Raw genomic sequence first — 17,858 nt, 5'->3', positions numbered from 1 at the left:
CAGTCTGCCCTCGACAGGTCTCTTCTTAGGTGCTTTCTTGCGCCTGTGCTTATGCCTGCCGCACTACGCCCGAAACGGCGACCGCGCAGCCAGGCGGCAAGGGAGGTAATCATCTGTGACTGAGGCATGTGTTCCGCCGGGTGCGCCCGGAATTGCGCCGCGCTGGACGTCGAGCGCCAAGACGGCAGTGGGTACCGCTGCCGGCGAGGCCGGCCGCGTCTGGTTCACCGCCAGCCACGGCATTCTGAACGAGGTCTACGCACCGCGTCTTGACCAGGCAAGCATTCGCGATTTCGGCTTCGTGGTCACGGCGCAGGACTATTTCTCCGAAGAAAAGCGCGATGCCGTGCACACTGTCGAGACGATCGAGGATGGAGTTCCGGCCTTTCGTCTCGTCAACACTGCAGGTGACGGTCGATACCGCATCACCAAGACCATCCTGTCGGACGCCAATCGCGAAGTCGTCCTGCAGGACATCCACTTCGAGGCGCTGATCGGCGAGCTGTCCGATTACCGGCTGCATGCGATCGTCTCTCCGCATCTTGTCAACGGTGGCGCCAACAACACCGGCTGGTACGATGAGTTCAAGGGGCATCCGATGTTGTTTGCGCAGGGGTCGGGTCGATCGCTGGCGGTCGCCTCCTCGGTGCGCTGGCTTGCCCGGTCCGTCGGCTTCGTCGGAAGCTCCGATGCCTGGCAGACGCTGTCGCGCGGCGAGGGGATAAGGCAGGAGTATCAGCGTGCCGAAGACGGCAACATCGCGCTTGGTGCCACGATCGATCTCTCTGGGAGCAACGGGCGCGCCTTGCTCGCGCTCGGTTTTGGGATGCAGCCGGAGGAGGCGGCGTTGAGGGTTCTGCTCAGCCTGCGCCAGGGCGTGGGCCCCGTTCTGAAATCCTACACATCCGGATGGCGCAAATGGCAGCGGGGGCTTCTGGCATTGGACGAGCCCCACGATCCGAATGACCTCAATCGCTACCGCGTCAGCACCTCTGTTCTGGCAACGCATCGCGACGAGGCATCGGGTGCCATCATCGCCAGCCTGTCGATCCCCTGGGGTTCGACCAAGGGTGACGACGACCTCGGTGGATACCATCTGGTCTGGACGCGCGACCTCGTCGAGACGGCTGGCGGGCTATTGGCTGCAGGCGCTGCCGACGATGCGCTTGCAGTTCTGGATTATCTCGTGGCGACGCAGGAAAAGGATGGCCATTGGGTGCAGAATTCCTGGCTGGACGGACGACCATACTGGAAGGGAATCCAGATGGACGAAACCGCCTTTCCAATCCTGCTCTATGACATGCTGTTGCGCGCCGAAGTGCTCGGTGCGTCCGATGCCAAGCGCTACGAGGAGATGATCCGGTCGGCGGCGCGCTACATCGTTCGCAACGGACCCGCCACGCAGCAGGACCGATGGGAAGAGGACGGAGGATACTCTCCGTTCACTCTGGCAGTGGAGATCGCAGGGCTTCTTGCGGCTGCCGATGCAATGGATACGGCGTCATGCGCGGCGGTCGCGCGGTACCTGCGCGAGGTGGCCGACAGCTGGAACGAACAGATCGAAAGCTGGACCTATGCCACCGACACGGCGCTGTCGCAAAGCCTCGGTATCGACGGCTACTACATGCGCATCGGCAGCTTCACCGGAGAAGGCCATTCCAGGTCGCCGGCGCTGGTGCCGATCAAGAACCGCAGCGATGCGGAGATGACGCTGGAGGCGGGATTGCTGGTCAGTCCTGATGCTTTGGCACTGGTGCGTTTTGGCCTGCGCGCAGCCGATGACCCGCGAATCGTCAACACCGTCAAGGCGATCGATTCTCTCCTTAAACGCGAGCTTCCGGCCGGACCCTATTGGTATCGCTACAATGAGGACGGTTATGGGGAGCAGGAGGATGGCGCGCCGTTCAACGGTGCAGGCATCGGTCGCCTGTGGCCGCTCCTGACCGGGGAGCGCGCCCACTTCGAGATCGCCGCCGGCAGGATCGATGAGGCCACCCGCTTGCTGTCGGCTCTGGAGGCTTCGGCGAGTCCGGGTGGGCTGTTGCCCGAACAGATCTGGGACGAAGCGGATATTCCGGAAAGGGAGCTGTTTCTTGGCCGCCCGTCAGGCAGCGCCATGCCTTTGGTCTGGGCTCATGCCGAGCATATCAAGCTGCTTCGATCGCTCCGGGACGGCGCTGTGTTCGACATGCCGCCCCAGACCTTTGAGCGATACGTGAAGGGCAGGCCAGCGCCGGCGCCTTGGGTCTGGCGGACGAATTCGACGATCGATACCGTGATGTCGGGTCGCGTTCTGCGCTTCGAGTTCAATGAGGAGGCGATCGTGCGTTGGTCGATTGACGGCTGGGCAACGACGAACGACAGTCCTGCCGCAGACACAGGGATCGGGACCTATATTGTCGATCTGCCAACGGTGAAGCTGGCCACCGGATCAACGGTGTCGTTCACGATTTTCTGGACAGAAGGGAACATCTGGGAGGGCCGGGACTTTCAGGTCGAGGTCACGTCAACCTAGCGCCGCGCTCGCTGGCCGTCGCCTCTCTGCGCAGCGCATTTCCGGCCTCAGAACAGACTTGTCATTCAGAAACAGGACATTTCCATGGACGCGCCCAGCCAGAACGCAGAACTCCGCAAAGACGCCAAGACGGTTCTTGCCATTGATCTCGGTGGCTCGCATGTGAAGGTGCATCTCAGCACCGGCGGCGAGAAGAAGGCGATGGTATCAGGGCCTGACATGACGCCCGACGCCATGGTCAAGGCGGTCAAGGAAATGGCCGAGGGCTGGGACTACCATGTCATCGGCATGGGATACCCCGGGCCGGTCTCCAACAATATGCCATCACTTGATCCGCACAATCTCGGCGCCGGATGGAAAGACTACGACTTTGCAACGGCCTTCGGAAAGCCTGTCCGCCTGGTGAACGATGCGCTGATGCAGGCCATCGGCAGTTACCAGGGCGGCCGGATGCTGTTTATCGGTCTCGGCACCGGTCTCGGCTCGGCACTCGTGGCAGACCATATATGCATGCCGCTGGAACTCGCCCACCTCCCTTACAAGAAGAAGCAGACATTCGAAGATGTTGTCGGGTTGCGTGGTCTCAACGCCCGCGGGAAGAGCAGGTGGCGCAAGTCTGTCGATGATGTCTCGCAGCGATTGAAGGCGGCGCTTCAACCGGATTACATCGTCATCGGTGGCGGCAATGTCGACAAGCTCAAGGACATGCCGGACGGCTGCCGCCGTGGGGACAATGAGAATGCGTTTGCCGGTGGCTTCCGAATTTGGCTCGACCCCGCGCTGAAGCTCTGACGAGGCAGGCACTTGGCGCCACCCGGCGGCGGCGGGTTTTTCAAGACCGCCTCGCTACTTGATCGGCGACCAATCAGCATCGGCGCTGAGCATCCACGGGTAGGAAAACGCAGCAAAGCGTTCGGCAACATCTGCTGCGCCGGGCGACTTGCTGGCGACGCCGGCGACCAGCCCTTCGATCAGCCCAAGAATCGCCGTGTCCGATGGCGGATTGTATTCGTGATAGGCTTCGACGAAGAGAGATAGATCGCCCAGTGCGGCGAGCGGCGATTTCAGATGATCGGTGATTGAAAGCAGCGGGATTCCGTGTCGTTTGGCGTGGCCGGCGATGACGATGGTATCGCGCATGTAGAGCGAGAAGGCGATGGCGATCACCAGGTCGTCTGGCCCGAACTTGTAGAGCTGCCGGGCAGCACCGACAGCACCGCCGCTATTCTCGATCACCCGGACATTGGCGCCGGTCAGTTCCAGGCGGCAGGCCATGATGGCGGCGAGATGCCCGGCATTTTCAAAGCCGACGATAAAGATGCGCTTGGCGCCGATGATCATATCGACGGCCTGCTCGGCCCGATCATTGGTCAGGTTGCGGATTGTTGCCTCCAGGTTGGCAATGTCCTCGCGCATCGAGGCGATCATGGCCGAATGCGGCGAATGCCCCTCGGCGACCTTCTGCTTCAGACGTTCAACCGGCTCGAACAATGTTTCGAAGCCGCGGATCAGCTCCGTCCGAAAGTGGGGATAGCCTTCGAAGCCGATGGCGGTTGCAAACCGGTTGGCGGTAGCGACGGAAACCCCAACCTCGGCGACGGCATCATGGATGCTCAGCCTCGCCAGCCTGAGTGGTTCGGCGAGTACGAAATCAGCGAACTGGCGCAGCGCCGACGACAGGGTCGGATAGTGCTTGGCAATCCGCTCCGCCACCAGCGTTTGAGCCGGAAGCCCATTTTTTTGGCGCCTGTTGATGTCTGCCAATTTTTTCCTCATGGGCTATTGAAATATTTATTACATTGGATAGCATGACCTGTAATAAAATAAATATCCAGTTTCTTCCACAAAACCGTGCCAGCGGCGACGCTATGGAGTCCTCACCACATGCCATCTTCATTCAGTATGTCCGCCAGCCGCAGGCAGGTTCTTCTGGGAGCCGCCGGGCTGAGCATGGCATTATGCTCCAGACCCGCCGCTGCACAAGCGCTGGCTCCGGTAACGACGGCGCTTGGCTGGATTCCGAACGCGGAATATGCGGGTCTCTGGGTCGGCATCGAAAAGGGCTACTTCGCCGAGGGCGGCATCGACATCAAATATACGCCTGGTGGCCCGAATGCGCCGGGTGTGCTCGTCAGCCTCGCTGCCGGCAAGGCGGACTATGCCGGTGCCGACTGGATGCCATTCCTCGAAACGGTCGAGAAGGGCAATGATTTCGTCGTCCTCGGCGCCGCATTCCCGACCAGCCCGGCCGCGATCCTGTCGCTGGCAAAGCGCCCGGTCCTTGAGCCGAAGGATCTGGTCGGCGCCCGCATCCTCACCCAGATGCCGGCAGACAAGAATACGGTCGACTATATCCTCACCAAGGCCGGCCTGCCGCTCGATTACACTTTGGTGCCGACCGGCTTCTCGCCCGAGCCGCTTCTGGCCGGTGATGGCGATGCCTATTTCGCATTCGCGACCAATCAGCCAATCACGCTCGAAACCATGGGCATGAAGGAAGGCGTCGATTTTCATGTGACACTGATGGACACGCTCGGCTACAAGACGCCAGCCGGCATCATCGTTGCGAAGAAGTCCTATGTCGCCGAAAACCGTCCGCTGGTGGTTGCCTATCTGAAGGCGCTCATTCGTGGCTGGCGCGAAAATTCCAAGGACCCAAAGGTGGCCGCGCAGCTCATCATCGACAAGTATGGCGCCGATTACGGGCTGGAACTCAAGCAGCAGATCCGCCAGAACGAGCTGGGTATCCCGTTGATCGAGACAGCAGGATCGCGCGGGCCCTTCTGGTTCGATCCGGCGGTCGTTCAATCGACCATCGCCGAGATCGCCAAATCGGCAGGCCATGCCAAGATGCCGGCGACGGCCGATATCGTCGATCTGTCGCCGCTTGAAGACGCCATTGCATCGCTGTGAAGCCCGTATGCCAATCATCCAGGTTAGCAGCCCTCTAGGGCGGCCGGTACCCTCATGGCGGAGCATGCCTTGAACGCCTCAACAATCAGTGGCCCTCAGCCGGCGATCCACCTCGACGGCGTGAGCAAGTCTTACACGCTCGACAATGGCGACGAGGTGCGTGCGCTTGACGATATCGACCTGCGCATCGGCAAGGGCGAGTTCGTCGCACTGCTCGGGCCATCCGGATGCGGCAAAAGCACGATCCTCAGGCTCGTCGCCGCTCTCGAAGCGCCGTCAGCGGGCCAGGCGACGATCGAGGGCGTCTCACCCAACCTCGTCAGCAAAACGCACCGTTTGGGCGTAGCGTTCCAGGATCACGCGCTGCTTCCCTGGCTCGATATCGCCTCCAACGTCTCTCTGCCGTTTCAGATCGCCGGCCGGCGGGTCGATAGGCAGCGCGTGTCGGAACTGCTTGCTCTTGTCGGGTTGACTGAGTTCGAGAATGCCAAGCCCCGGCAGTTGTCGGGTGGGATGCGCCAGCGTGCCTCGATCGCGCGGTCGCTGGTGCTGGAGCCTGACGTGCTGCTGCTGGACGAGCCGTTCGGCGCGCTGGATGCGGTGACGCGGCGGCAGATGAACGTCGAGCTACAACGCATCTGGAGCGCCCAGAAAATCACCACCCTGCTTGTGACGCATTCGGTCGATGAAGCGCTGTTTCTGGCCGATCGCGTTCTGGTCATGAGCGGCCGGCCGGGGCGCATCATCAAGGACGTCGCGGTTCCTTTCGATCGTCCCCGGCTGCCGTCGCTGATGCGCGATCCTCTGTTTCATGCGCTTGCCGACGATCTCACGCTGGCGCTCGAACCGAACGAAGCCGGACACCCGTGATGCGTGCTTTCGGCGACATGGGACAGCGCTTCCTGCTCGGACTGATCGGCGTCGGCCTGTTTCTCGGCCTGTGGCAGGTGATCGGCGAACTGAAGCTTGCCGGCCTCACCTGGCCGCCGCTGACCACGGTTCTCGCATTCCTGTTCGACCCGGCGAAACGCGCGCTGATGGTTCGCGCAACACTTGCCACCTTTTCCTCTGTCGCGCTCGGCTATATCGGCGGCGCGCTCGGTGGTATCGCAGTGGCAATGCTTGGCCATGTGGTGATCGGGCTGCGACCCGGTATCGATCGGCTGGTCGCACTCATTCATGCCATCCCGTTGATTGCGCTTGGACCGCTCTTCATGGTGACGATCGAGCGCAATTCGACAGCGGCGGCAATCTCGGGGCTCGGCGTCTTCTACCTGATCTACGTTGCGACCACGTCAGGGTTTTCGGCATCGTCTCCCGGCCACAACGACCTGTTTCGGGTGTTCGGATCGAGCCCGCTGACGCGCTTCTGGCGACTGGATCTGCCGGCGGCAATGCCTTCCGTCGTCTCGGGCCTGAAACTCGCCATTCCCGTCGCTTTCATCGGCGGCATCGTCGGCGAGTGGTTCGGCGCCTCGCGCGGGCTGGGGCTGCTAATGGTCAGCGCGATGCAGAATTTCCAGATCCCGCTGTTGTGGAGTGCCGTTCTTGTCACCACCGTCACATCGCTTGCGCTCTTCGGACTGATGAGCATCGTCGAACGGTTGGTGAAGGCGCGGTTCCAATGAAGGCGCTCGTGCAAACCAGACCCAAGCGGGCAATGCGGTTGTTTGCCATGATCGTCAGCCGCTATTGGGGCGTGCTTGGCATTCTCGCGATCTGGCAGCTATGGGTCACGATTGGCGGCGTCAATGCCGTGGTGCTGCCAAGCCCCGCAGATGTCGTTGCGGATATGGCCGGCAATCCGGCAGTCTACATCAGCAATGCCAGCGAGACGCTGCTCGTCGCTTTTCTCGGCCTGGCAACAGGGTTCGCTGCCGGCGTGCTGCTTGCGGTCGTCGCCTGGGCGTCGAGAATCCTCAACGGGTTGCTGACACCCTTCGGCCTGGTGTTCTCGTCGATCCCGGTTGTGGCGCTGATCCCGATCATTGCCCGGCTACTTGGCTATAATGTCTACACGGTGCTGGCGATCGTCGCGATCTCGGCTTTCTTCCCGACCTTTGTCTTCGCCGGCGCCGGATTGCGGTCGATCCCGGCCGGTACGGACGATCTGTTCACGGCGCTTGGCGCCAGCCGGTGGCAGCGGTTCAGGCGTCTGGTGCTGCCGGCATCGGTGCCGAGCCTTATGGTGGCATTGCGACTGACGGCGCCGGAGGCGGTTCTCGCCGCCATTCTGGCCGAGTTGCTGATGGGCACATCAGGACTTGGCTACATGTTCCGCGAAGCGGCCGGTCGATTTGCCATGGAGCGTGCCTTCGGCACCTCGATCATTGCCACCGTAACCTCTGTCCTCTGCTTCGGCCTGGCGCTGACGGCGGAGCGGCGGGTGAATGCCCGCTGGAAATAGCAGCTTTCTCAGTTCCCAACACGTTAGGAGTACAATCAATGGTCAAAGTTCAACAGCCGCCGGATCCATGGCAGCGTACAACGACCGAACACGGCTTTCATGCCGACGAGGTGATCTCGGCGTTGCAGAAGTGCCTGCGCCGCGGGATGACCGATAATGTTCTGCTGCTCGCCTGGGAGATGTTCATCACCAGTCCCGAGATGGAAGAGATGCTGTGGTCGCGCCTTTGCGTCATCGCCGTCGAGGATATCGGTTTTGGACGGCTGGATGCGCCGGTCTTGATCGAGACGCTTTACCAGCAGCACAAGCGCTATCCGCGTCCGCAGGGTGATCGCTTCCTGTTCGCTGCCCATGCCGTTCGTGTCCTCTCGGGTAGCAAGAAGGACCGTACCACCGACGACATGGTGAACTGGGCCAAGCACGTCACCGGTCTTGGCGACCGCCTGCCGGAGATCCCGGATGTCGCGCTGGATATGCACACGCGCCGCGGACAGGAAATGGGCCGCGACTACCTGTTCTTCATGTCGGAAGCGTCGCGCGTCATTCCCGAGATCGAGGACAAGGACCAGACCTATCGCGACTGGATCATGAAGGCGCTGGCCGATGGCAGGCTGAAATGAGCAAGATGCTGAAAGTATACATCGCTGGACCGGACGTTTTCTTTCCGAACGGCGATGACGTCATGCGGCATAAGGGCGAACTCGCGCTGAGCTATGGCTTCGAGCCGAGCACGATGGCGGAGAATGATCTCGACCCGAAGGGCGTCTCGGCCTTTGCCTTCGGTTGTCAGATCAGCGCTGCGAATGAGCGCATGATGCGGGAGTCCGACTTCGTCATCGCCAATCTCACGCCTTTCCGCGGGATCGCGGCCGATGTCGGAACCGCGTTCGAAGTCGGCTTCATGCGCGCTCTCGGCAAGCCGGTGTTTGCCTATACGAACAGCGCCAGAGGCTATTTCGAGAGGCTGACCGAGGACTTTTACGAGGGTAAGGCTACGCGACAAAGCGATGGCTATATCCGCGGTCCCGATGGAATGATGGTGGAAAACCACGGCATGGTCGACAATCTCATGCTGGACGCCAGCGTCGATGAAAGCGGCGGCGTCCTCATCCGGCGCGACGTGCCAAGCGGTGACCTTTACAACGACGTGGCGGCATTTGAAGAATGCCTGATCGAGGCAAAACGGCGATTGGGCTGAGGTGATGACACGCGTGCCGACAGGGTGGTCCCGCGAGCGCGTCTGATGACTCCGGCTTCCGCCTCCAGGCGGGATGTTCGATAGGACAAAAGCGCGCACCCCATGCGTGCCTCTCTGGCCGAGACCTGCGGAGCCTTGTTCCGCAGGGTCAAGTCCAAAATCTTAGCAAAGTCGGTCACTTATGTGTGTATCGACGCTGATATATCTGTGGGCTAGGTGGGCTGGCGTCCAGCGAGCGGCGGACCACAGAAAAGCCTCCCAAGGCTGTTGCCGCGACCGGTGCCGTTTCGTCCATGTGACGAGCGCTACCGGTCGCGGCTTCCTGTTTTGATCCGGGCGATCCGTTGTCTGGAGCCATCTCACGGCACTGATCAAAGCAACTTCCATAAAGTCAGCCGCAACGGCCTGTGGTGAAGCACCTTTGTGGTTCTCCGATCCGTCTGCACACCATCGATAGTGCGCTGACGAACCGGAGTCGCTATGTCCCGGAGTAGCCGACCTTAACGCTTGCGCCGTGCGCGCACGCCTTCAGCGAGCGTTTCCAGTGCCACGATCGTTGTCGGCCAGTCGATGCAGCCGTCGGTGATGCTCCGGCCATATGTCAGTGGTTTGCCTTCGACCAGTTCCTGTCTTCCGCCAACGATGTTGCTTTCGAGCATCGCCCCGATGATCCGGCTATCGCCGGCCGCCAGTTGCTGGGCGATATCCTGCAGAACCGCCGGCTGGTTGTCGGGGTTCTTGCGGCTGTTGGCATGGCTGGCGTCGATCATGATGCGAGGCTGAAGCCCGGCTGCAACTGATGCGGCGGCGGCAGCTTCGACGCTTGCGTGATCGTAATTCGGCTCCTTGCCGCCGCGCAGGATCACGTGGCAATCCTCGTTGCCGCGTGTCGAGGCGATGGCCGCGCGGCCGTCTTTCGTCACGGCAGGGAAATGATGCGGCTGGGATGCTGCCATGATCGCGTCAAGCGCGATCCTGACGTCACCGCTCGTGCCGTTCTTGAAACCGATCGCGCTGGACAGACCGGAAGCAAGCTCGCGATGCACCTGGCTTTCGGTCGTGCGCGCGCCGATCGCGCCCCAGCTCACCAGGTCGGCGATGTATTGCGGCGTGATGGTGTCGAGGAACTCGCATCCGGCAGGCAGGCCCATCTCGTTGATGTCGAGCAGAAGCTTGCGTGCGATGCGAAGGCCGTCCTCGATGCGGAAACTGCCGTCGAGGTTGGGGTCGTTGATCAGGCCCTTCCAGCCGACGGTCGTGCGGGGCTTTTCGAAATAGACGCGCATGACGATATCCAGATCGCCCTTCAACCGTTCGCGCTCTCCGGCGAGCCGCTTGGCGTAGTCGATGGCGGCGATCGGGTCATGGATGGAGCAGGGGCCGACCACGACCAGCAGGCGGTCGTCTTTTCCGGTCAGGATGTCATGGACGTCGCTTCGCGCGTTTATGACGGTGCTGCTGACGGTTTCGTCGCGAGGCAGTTCGTCGATAATGCGGGCGGGCGTCGACAGTTCGACGATGTTGGCAATGCGCAGGTCATCAGTGGATTTAGACACGGTATTCTCCAGGAGGTCATACCGGGCGCATAAAAAACCGCCAGGTTGACTAGCGGTTGGTGGGGTTAAAATGCGTATCTCGACTTACGCGTTTCCCAGCCTCCGCACGCATTCGCGGAAGTAATAAAATCGGGAAACGTGGGTGCAGCCAGACAACATGGATTGTCTCCTACAACAAGCTTTGAGCCTTGTCACCTGTCCGGCAGCAATAACCACAGGGCGAAATCGGTGGCCTATCAAAAGTGCCTGTGGACAAGGCGGCTATGCAGCGCGGGTACCCATGGCTTGAAACCGCATTGTCGCATCCTCATCTCATATGCAAGTTCAACTCGCTGCACCGGCAGCCTCCAGCATGCAGTCGCCGGTCGTTAATATCCGATCTCCGTAGGAGCATCGGAGGAGTATTGCCATGGGAATGATCGATAGGGATATCGTTGCCGCCACCGATGACCAACTGATTGACGCCTACTCTCACAGTATTTCCGGCGCCGTCGAGCTGGTCGGGCCGGCGGTCAGTCGCATCGAGCGGATCGGCGGGCGTGCCGGCCATGGGTCCGGCTTTGCAATATCGCCCGATGGCCTGATCGTCACCAACAACCACGTTGTCGAGGATGCCAAGGCCGTCAGGATCAAGACCCCGGAGGGTCTTGTCACGGAAGGGCGGGTGCTGGGACGTGACCCCGATACCGATATTGCGCTGATCCGGGCGAATTCGAGTGTTGGTGCCTGGGCGCGTCTCGGCGATTCGCAGCAGTTGCGCAGAGGCCAGATCGCCATTGCGATCGGCAATCCGCTCGGCTTCGAATGGACCGTCACTGCTGGCATCGTTTCGGCTCTCGGGCGTTCGATGCGTGCGGCCAATGGCCGTCTGATCGACGATGTGATACAGACGGACGCTGCCTTGAACCCCGGCAATTCCGGCGGGCCGCTGATTTCCTCGAGCGGCGAGGTGATCGGCGTCAACACAGCCGTCATTCAAGGCGCGCAGAGCATCGCCTTCGCCGTCGCATCGAACACGGCCAACTATGTCGTGTCCGAGCTCCTGCGCTTCGGCCGGGTAAGGCATGGCTATATCGGCATCTCCGCCGATACAATCGCCCTGCACCGGCGCGTGGCGCTTGAGGCAGGCGTTGCCCAGACGACATCGGTTCGTCTGCGCCGTGTCGAACCCGGTAGCCCGGCGGAGATCGGCGGCCTGAAGGAGGGTGATGTCATTCTGGCGATCGACGGAAAAGCCGTTGCCGGTATTGACGACGTCATCCGCTTGATGGATGGCGATAGAATCGGCCAGGAAACATCGTTTCTGATCTTCTCCGTTCAGGGTATGATCGAGACGAAGTATCTGACGCCAACTGCGCGGCCTTCGTAGTATGATGGTTTGCCGAACACCGAGTCGTGAGGAATATAGCAATTGAGCGCCTTTTTGAATTCGACGCAGGGTACGATCTTCCTGGGCGCAGCCATCGCCCTGATTGGCGTACTGGTTGGCTGGATTATCTCAGCGCCGCTGAAGCGGAATGCTTCCCGCGCGCAGACCAAAGCAAAGCATGATGCCGCGGCGCGCGATCTGGCAATGCGAACGGTTCTGGCACTGGATGATTTCGTTGGCGGCTGTTATGCGGCTGCGCATGATGAGCCGGAGTTCAATCCGGCAGATCCCGGCGATTTCATCCTCCATACCGATGACCCGACACTGGTCCTGCCTCGCGATGCCAACTGGGCTCTGCTGAAGCCGGACATGATAGACGAGGTTATCTGGCTGCCGAACCGCCTGCGCAACGCTGTCGAGGCTCTGGAATCGCTCGATATATCGTCGCCCGATTTCGGCGACTACTTCGAGCATCGGGCCGAGGAGTTTTCGCGGCTTGGTTTGCGGGCGCTGGATCTGATGGAAGCACTGAGCGCTGCCTATTCCGTGCCTCGTCCCGAGCGTCCGGCGTTTTATCGCCCACGCGACGGCATGCAGGCCAAGGTCACCGAGATGACTGCGCTATGGAGCAGGCGTCATAAGGTGCAGCGCGCGATTGCCAACGAAACGTCGAACGTAACGCCGCTCTTCGTCGGCAGCGGCGTGCCCAAGTCAATGGTTGCCCCAGAGGGTGAACCGAAAGCTTGACCGCTATCATCTGATGCGCTGGCGTGGCGGAGCCTTGGCCCCGCGCGCCTTTGCATTGTCAGTCTTCCGCCAAAAACATGTGGCTATCCCGCGCCGCGCGCTCATTTTGGGCCCTGCGGCGTATCAATCGCGTGACTGGGCTTTTAGAATCAGACCGAATTTGAGAGCACAGATCCAGTCATGACATCCTTCAGATTCATTCACGCCGCCGACCTGCATCTGGGAAGCCCGTTTCAGGGGTTGGCGCTCAAGGATGCCGACATTGCGGCCATATTCGTGGAGGCAAGCCGTCGGGCGTTCTCGACCCTTGTCAGCCGCGCGATCGAACTCGGCGTCGATTTCTTCGTCATCGCCGGCGATGTCTATGACGGGGACTGGAAGGACAACAAGATCGGTCTGTTTTTCAATCGCGAAATGGGCCGCCTGGACCGCGCCGGCATTCCTGTCTACCTGCTTCGCGGCAATCACGATGCGCTCAGCGTTATCACCAAGACGATCACGTTGCCGGGCAACGTCCACGAATTTCCGACATCGAAGCCCGGTTCTGTCACCATCGATCACCTGAAGGTGGTGCTGCATGGGCAGGGTTTTGCGGAGCGATCCGCCAATGACAATCTGGCGCTCAACTATCCCGTCCCGGTCAAGGGCAGTTTCAACATTGGCGTCCTGCACACGTCGCTGACGGGCAGGGAGCCTCACGCGCCCTATGCGCCCTGTTCCGTGGATGACCTGCGCTCGCGTGGATATGATTATTGGGCGCTTGGCCACGTTCACGACTACGAGCAGGTGGCATCCGATCCGCTCATCGTCTTCCCTGGAAATCTGCAGGGCCGCAGCGTCCGGGAGCAGGGCGCCAAGGGAGCGGTTCTTGTCAGCGTCGATGACGGGCAGGCGTCCGTTGAGCGCCTGATTGTCGATGAAGCCCGCTTTGCCATGGCTGAAATCGCCATCGATGTCGATCATAGTGCGGCCGAGATATTGCAGCTCGTCGAGCAGTCCGCCCGGTCGATCCGCGCGGAAGCCGAAGACCGCACGACGGCCTTGCGTATCCGGCTTCGCGGTGCGTCAAGGCTGCACCGGCAGTTCGTCGCACAACGCCAGCAATGGATCGACGAGGTTCAGGCCGCTTGCCATCGGGCACACGAAGACATCTGGCTGGAAAAGCTCGAATTGCTGATCATCGAACCGCAGCTTGCGGTCAAGGCGGATGGCGCCGTGCTTGATCTCGGGCGGCTCGTTGCCGAGCATGGCAAGGAGGCCGATCTGCAAGCCGAGGCCGAGATCCTGATGTCCGCGATCCTGCCCAAGCTGCCGGCGGGCATCGGTGCTGGCGACCTGCCGCTGGATGTGAGCATCGACGCACTGATCGAGGAGGCCCGCAAGCTGCTTCTCGCCCGCGGCGAAGGGGCCGACTGATGCGTTTTGATCGCCTTGACATCCTGCGCTACGGCGCACTGACGGACAGGACCCTCGAGTTCCGTTCAAATGCCAAGCTTCATATCGTCTATGGTGCCAACGAGGCGGGAAAGTCCTCGGCGCTGAAGGCGATCTCGGATCTGCTGTTCGGCTTTCCCCACGAGGTCGAGCAGGCCTTCACCCATGACGCGTCAACACTCAGAGTGGCCGCCGAGATCAGTGCCCGCAACGGCAATCGCCTGCAGTTTCGCCGCCGCCGGGGACGCAAGAACACGCTTCTTGCCCATTCCGATCAGGAGGCGCCGCTTGCTGACGATGCGCTGGCCGCGTTCCTGGGCGCCATGGGTCGCCCGGTGTTCGAGCGCGCTTTCGGGCTGGATACAGACCGGCTTCGAACAGGTGCCGCCGCGATGCTTCAGAGCGGCGGAGAGATCGGCAGCCTGCTGTTTTCCGCCGCCTCAGGGCTGACCGGGCTGACCAACCTCCGGCGATCGCTCGACAATGATGCCGAAGGGATTTTCGCGCAGCGGCGCTCGAAGGATAGGCTTTTCTACCAGGCGCTGGAGCGCCACGAAGAGGCGCGCAAATCCGAGCGCGAACACGAACTCAAGTCCGGCGACTGGAAGCGGCTCGTGGAGCAGGGCGAAAGCTCTGCTGCGGCACTGGCCGCGCTGCAGGCGCAGCGCCTTGAGAAAAGGCGGGAGCACAGCCGGCTTACGGCATTGCGCAACCTCGAGCCCCTGATGCGGGAGATTGACGCGGATGAAGCGGCGGTTGCCGTCTTCCAAGACATTGAACCGCTTGCCGATACGGAAGAGCGGCTCGATGCGGCCAGTGACGCGCATCGCCAGGCTGTCGAGAAGGAAAGCCTGGCGCGAGGGGAGGTCCTGCGCCTGCGTGACGCGTTGAGCGTTGCCCAGGTCGATGAGGGGTTGTTCGCCGCTGCCGGCAAGATCATCGAGCGATATGCGGGGAAGTCTGCGTATCTTTCGGCGAAAGCCGATATTGCCCGGGTCCGCGGAGAAGTGGACGATTTCGACCTGCGGCTTGGCCAGTTGATGCGCAAGCTCGGGCTGGATGTCGATGTCGCGCAGCTGGAGATCTTGCAGCCGACGGATGCCGTTCTGGCCCAGTTGCAGCAACTGAAGGAGATCGGGCGCGAGTTGCGGCGGGCGCATTCCGAGATCGAACGAAACCTCGCCAGGGAACGCGCTTACCTCAGGGATCTGGAAAGCATCTATGACGGCCCGCAGCCCGTCGATCCGCGTCAACATGCCGACCGGCTCACGGCACTCCAGGCTGAACTTGGCGATATCGCCCGTATTGACGGCCTGCAGGTGCGCGTCGATCGCGCACGTTCGGAGCTTGATGACGGGATCGGCCGCCTCAGCCCTGCGATCTCGAGCCTCGATCAGATCGTCGCCGTCCCGCTTCCTGACGTATCGACGCTGTCCGACCACCGGCGGTTGATCGATGCGGCTTCCGCGGTCGTCCGGGACGTTGCAGGCCAACTCGCCGGCGCGGTCTCGGAAGCTCACACTGTTTCCGGCGAGATGGCGCGCCTCGAAGGTGGCGATGTCATCGTCACGCGTGACGAGATAATGGGCGAGCGAAAGCTTCGTGACAACCTCTGGCGCGAGTTCGCGGCCGCCCCGGCACCGGCAGCGCGTGTCGGTGTGGAAGCCGCCATGTCGCAGGCCGATCGGCTCGCGGATCTGGCGCTTGCCAATGCCGAGAGAGTGGCGCGGCACACACATCTGCAATTGCGCTCGACCGAGCTGGTCAAGACGCAGGAGCGGCTGGAGGCCGAGGCGCAGGAGGCGAAACAGAAGCTTGGCGCGCTTGAGGCAGATTACCGGGCGTTGTTTGCGCTATCCGGTGTCTCGCCGCTTGGCTGCGAACAGATGATCGAGTGGCGGCGCGCGATCGACGTGCTGGCTGGTCAACGAGCGGCGACGAACGTCCTGGCCGATGAGTTGTCTGTTCTAAGGTTAAGCGAGGAGCGGATCGCGCCGGTGCTTGCCGACATCGCCCGCGACACTGGCCTCAGCGATGCGCGTGCGCTTCCCTGTGCAGCACTTGGAAAGGCTCTTGCGCGCCATCTCGACGCCATGGAGCAGCGCTGGAGCGAGAGCCGCGCCACGGAGGGCAAGCGCACGTCGAGCCTTGAAAGCATCAGAGACCTCGAAACCGAAGCCGAGGCGCTAACCGTGCGGACCGAGCGTTGGCAGCTCGAATTCTCCGATGTCACATCGGAGCTCGGCCTTGGCGAGGGTGCGACGATCGAGATGGCCGAAGCCATCCTGGAGGTCTGGAAACAGGTGCCGCTGGTTCTGGCCGAACGGGCGAACCGCGACCGGCGGGTGAAAGGCATGGCGCGTGATATCACAGCATTCGAGGAGAGCATCAGCGCGCTGACCACGGACGTGGCTCCGGATCTTGCGCAACTGTCGGCCGATGCCGCGATCGATATGCTTCATCAGCGCGCGGTAGCGGAAAGCGCCGAGCAGCAAAGGCGCGTGAGGCTGGTTTCCGACCTTGGGATCGCCGAGTTGTCGCAGGGGCGATACGAGCAGGAGGCTTTGCGCTGCGCTAGCATACTCTCAGAGTTGACCAGTTCGCTGCCGCCGAACACCGATCCCGCAGCACTGCTGCAAAGGATGCGCGACAGACGATCGGCGCAATCGAGCCTCGCGGCCAGCCGCCGACGCTTTGTCGAACAGGCAAATGGCCTGAGCGAAAGCGATGTTCGTGCGCAGCTCGCCGGTTTCGACCGGGCAGAAGCGAGCCTTGCCGTCGAGCAGCTTGATCGCGAGGATGCGGAGCTGGTAGCCCGGCTTGGCGACGTGACCGCTGAAGTGGCCGAAAACAAGCGGAAGCGGCATGAGCTGGAGACGGCCAAGAGTGTCGAATACGCTGTCTTCGAGAGGCTGTCGGCCGAAGAAGAGACAAAGGATCTCGCCAGGCAATGGGTGGTTCTGAAGCTTGCCGCGCGGATGCTCGCCACCTCGATGGAAGCCTACCGCGAGGCTCAATCCGACCCTGTCATCACCCGCGCCGGCGCCTTGTTCTCCACTTTGACGGAGGGTGCATTCGGCGGGCTCGCGCAGGAATATGGCGAGGACGATACGCTTCATCTGGCCGCGGTGCGCTCAGGCGGCGAGCGCGTTCCGCTACCTGGGTTGAGCGAAGGAACGGGAGATCAGCTGTATCTGGCGCTGAGGCTGGCGTTCATCGAAGATTATTGTTCGCGTAACGAACCGGCGCCACTGATCATCGACGACATCTTCCAGACCTTCGATGACGATCGCACCCGATCGGGATTGAAGGCGCTGGCATCGACATCCGATGTTTTCCAGACAATCCTCTTTACCCATCAGGCCAGCGTCGTCGATATTGCAAGGCGGGCGCTGGCGGACGAGGTCGATGTGATCACCATGTAAGTGGTCGCAAGCGTTCTGCCTGCATTTCTTCAATCTCTTCAACGTGTCAGACCACGCGCCCGACATCATTGTGATCTCGGTCGTCCTCGATCTGAGCGCCGGCGATTCAGGTACGCCCGATCGCGTGGTACGTTGTCGATGCTGTAACGCGTTTCCCGCGAGCAGAAATTGCGCCCCGCGTGACAGATCGATGACGAAAATGAAACACGGGTGGAAAGGCGTGTTACGCCCACGACACATGATCGCTTTAAAGAGGCGCCGGAAGAGGTCGGCGGCCGTGGGCTTGGTCGGCTT

At 61.6% G+C, this 17,858-nt stretch carries 14 protein-coding genes; 12 read left to right on the top strand and 2 right to left on the bottom strand.

The window, feature by feature from the left end; translation table 11 throughout:
* The first annotated feature begins 115 nt into the window (after positions 1 to 115).
* Together GVL52_RS15400 and GVL52_RS15395 are read left to right on the top strand one after the other, a co-directional pair.
* Positions 116 to 2,515: a glucan 1,4-alpha-glucosidase gene (locus GVL52_RS15400; protein ID WP_160008600.1), complete on the top strand. Its 2,400-nt coding sequence runs from the start codon at positions 116 to 118 to the stop codon at positions 2,513 to 2,515.
* Positions 2,516 to 2,599: 84 nt separating this feature from the next.
* Positions 2,600 to 3,307, top strand: a complete 708-nt coding sequence (locus tag GVL52_RS15395; protein WP_160008598.1) for an ROK family protein — start codon at positions 2,600 to 2,602, stop codon at positions 3,305 to 3,307.
* Positions 3,308 to 3,361: 54 nt separating this feature from the next.
* Here the strand turns inward: GVL52_RS15395 and GVL52_RS15390 are convergent, their stop codons facing one another.
* Positions 3,362 to 4,279 carry a MurR/RpiR family transcriptional regulator gene (locus GVL52_RS15390; RefSeq protein ID WP_200847830.1) on the bottom strand — a complete coding sequence of 306 codons (918 nt, stop codon included), beginning with the start codon at positions 4,277 to 4,279 and terminating at the stop codon, positions 3,362 to 3,364.
* Between the two features lie 120 nt (positions 4,280 to 4,399).
* Here GVL52_RS15390 and GVL52_RS15385 point away from each other — a divergent pair, with 120 nt between their 5' ends.
* The 6 genes from GVL52_RS15385 to GVL52_RS15360 are packed head-to-tail and all read left to right on the top strand — an operon-like array spanning position 4,400 to position 9,033.
* Positions 4,400 to 5,428, top strand: coding sequence for an ABC transporter substrate-binding protein (locus GVL52_RS15385; RefSeq protein ID WP_160008594.1), 1,029 nt, complete (start codon positions 4,400 to 4,402; stop codon positions 5,426 to 5,428).
* Positions 5,429 to 5,482: 54 nt separating this feature from the next.
* Positions 5,483 to 6,298, top strand: a complete 816-nt coding sequence (locus GVL52_RS15380) for an ABC transporter ATP-binding protein (protein ID WP_160008592.1) — start codon at positions 5,483 to 5,485, stop codon at positions 6,296 to 6,298.
* Positions 6,298 to 7,056 carry an ABC transporter permease gene (locus GVL52_RS15375; RefSeq protein ID WP_200847829.1) on the top strand — a complete coding sequence of 253 codons (759 nt, stop codon included), beginning with the start codon at positions 6,298 to 6,300 and terminating at the stop codon, positions 7,054 to 7,056. Before GVL52_RS15380 ends, GVL52_RS15375 begins: the two co-directional genes overlap by 1 nt.
* A gap of 8 nt (positions 7,057 to 7,064) precedes the next feature.
* A complete protein-coding gene (locus GVL52_RS15370; RefSeq protein ID WP_244619185.1) occupies positions 7,065 to 7,835 on the top strand; it encodes an ABC transporter permease in 771 nt (256 codons plus the stop codon).
* Between the two features lie 38 nt (positions 7,836 to 7,873).
* The gene (locus GVL52_RS15365; protein ID WP_160008590.1) at positions 7,874 to 8,455 is read left to right on the top strand and encodes an AAA family ATPase; all 582 of its coding nucleotides are present in this window, start codon (positions 7,874 to 7,876) and stop codon (positions 8,453 to 8,455) included.
* A gap of 5 nt (positions 8,456 to 8,460) precedes the next feature.
* Positions 8,461 to 9,033 (top strand): nucleoside 2-deoxyribosyltransferase, encoded by a 573-nt coding sequence (locus GVL52_RS15360; protein WP_244619184.1) that lies wholly within the window; start codon positions 8,461 to 8,463, stop codon positions 9,031 to 9,033.
* A 500-nt stretch (positions 9,034 to 9,533) separates the two neighbouring features.
* Here GVL52_RS15360 and GVL52_RS15355 read toward each other — a convergent pair whose 3' ends face one another.
* Positions 9,534 to 10,589, bottom strand: a complete 1,056-nt coding sequence (locus tag GVL52_RS15355) for a 3-deoxy-7-phosphoheptulonate synthase (protein WP_160008586.1) — start codon at positions 10,587 to 10,589, stop codon at positions 9,534 to 9,536.
* Positions 10,590 to 10,998: 409 nt separating this feature from the next.
* Here GVL52_RS15355 and GVL52_RS15350 point away from each other — a divergent pair, with 409 nt between their 5' ends.
* The 4 genes from GVL52_RS15350 (at position 10,999) to GVL52_RS15335 (ending at position 17,564) form a co-directional block, all read left to right on the top strand.
* A complete protein-coding gene (locus tag GVL52_RS15350; RefSeq protein WP_160008584.1) occupies positions 10,999 to 11,958 on the top strand; it encodes a S1C family serine protease in 960 nt (319 codons plus the stop codon).
* Between the two features lie 42 nt (positions 11,959 to 12,000).
* On the top strand, positions 12,001 to 12,705 hold the full coding sequence (locus GVL52_RS15345; RefSeq protein ID WP_160008582.1) for a hypothetical protein: 705 nt from the start codon (positions 12,001 to 12,003) through the stop codon (positions 12,703 to 12,705).
* Positions 12,706 to 12,885: 180 nt separating this feature from the next.
* Entirely contained in the window at positions 12,886 to 14,121 is a 1,236-nt protein-coding gene (locus GVL52_RS15340; protein ID WP_160008580.1) for a DNA repair exonuclease, read from the top strand.
* On the top strand, positions 14,121 to 17,564 hold the full coding sequence (locus GVL52_RS15335; protein ID WP_160008578.1) for a YhaN family protein: 3,444 nt from the start codon (positions 14,121 to 14,123) through the stop codon (positions 17,562 to 17,564). The genes GVL52_RS15340 and GVL52_RS15335 overlap by 1 nt, the downstream gene beginning before the upstream one ends.
* The last annotated feature ends 294 nt before the right edge of the window (positions 17,565 to 17,858 follow it).

The organism is Rhizobium sp. 18055 (assembly GCF_902706285.1).
GTDB lineage: Bacteria > Pseudomonadota > Alphaproteobacteria > Rhizobiales > Rhizobiaceae > Rhizobium.
This window is presented reverse-complemented; position numbering and strand designations above follow the sequence as displayed.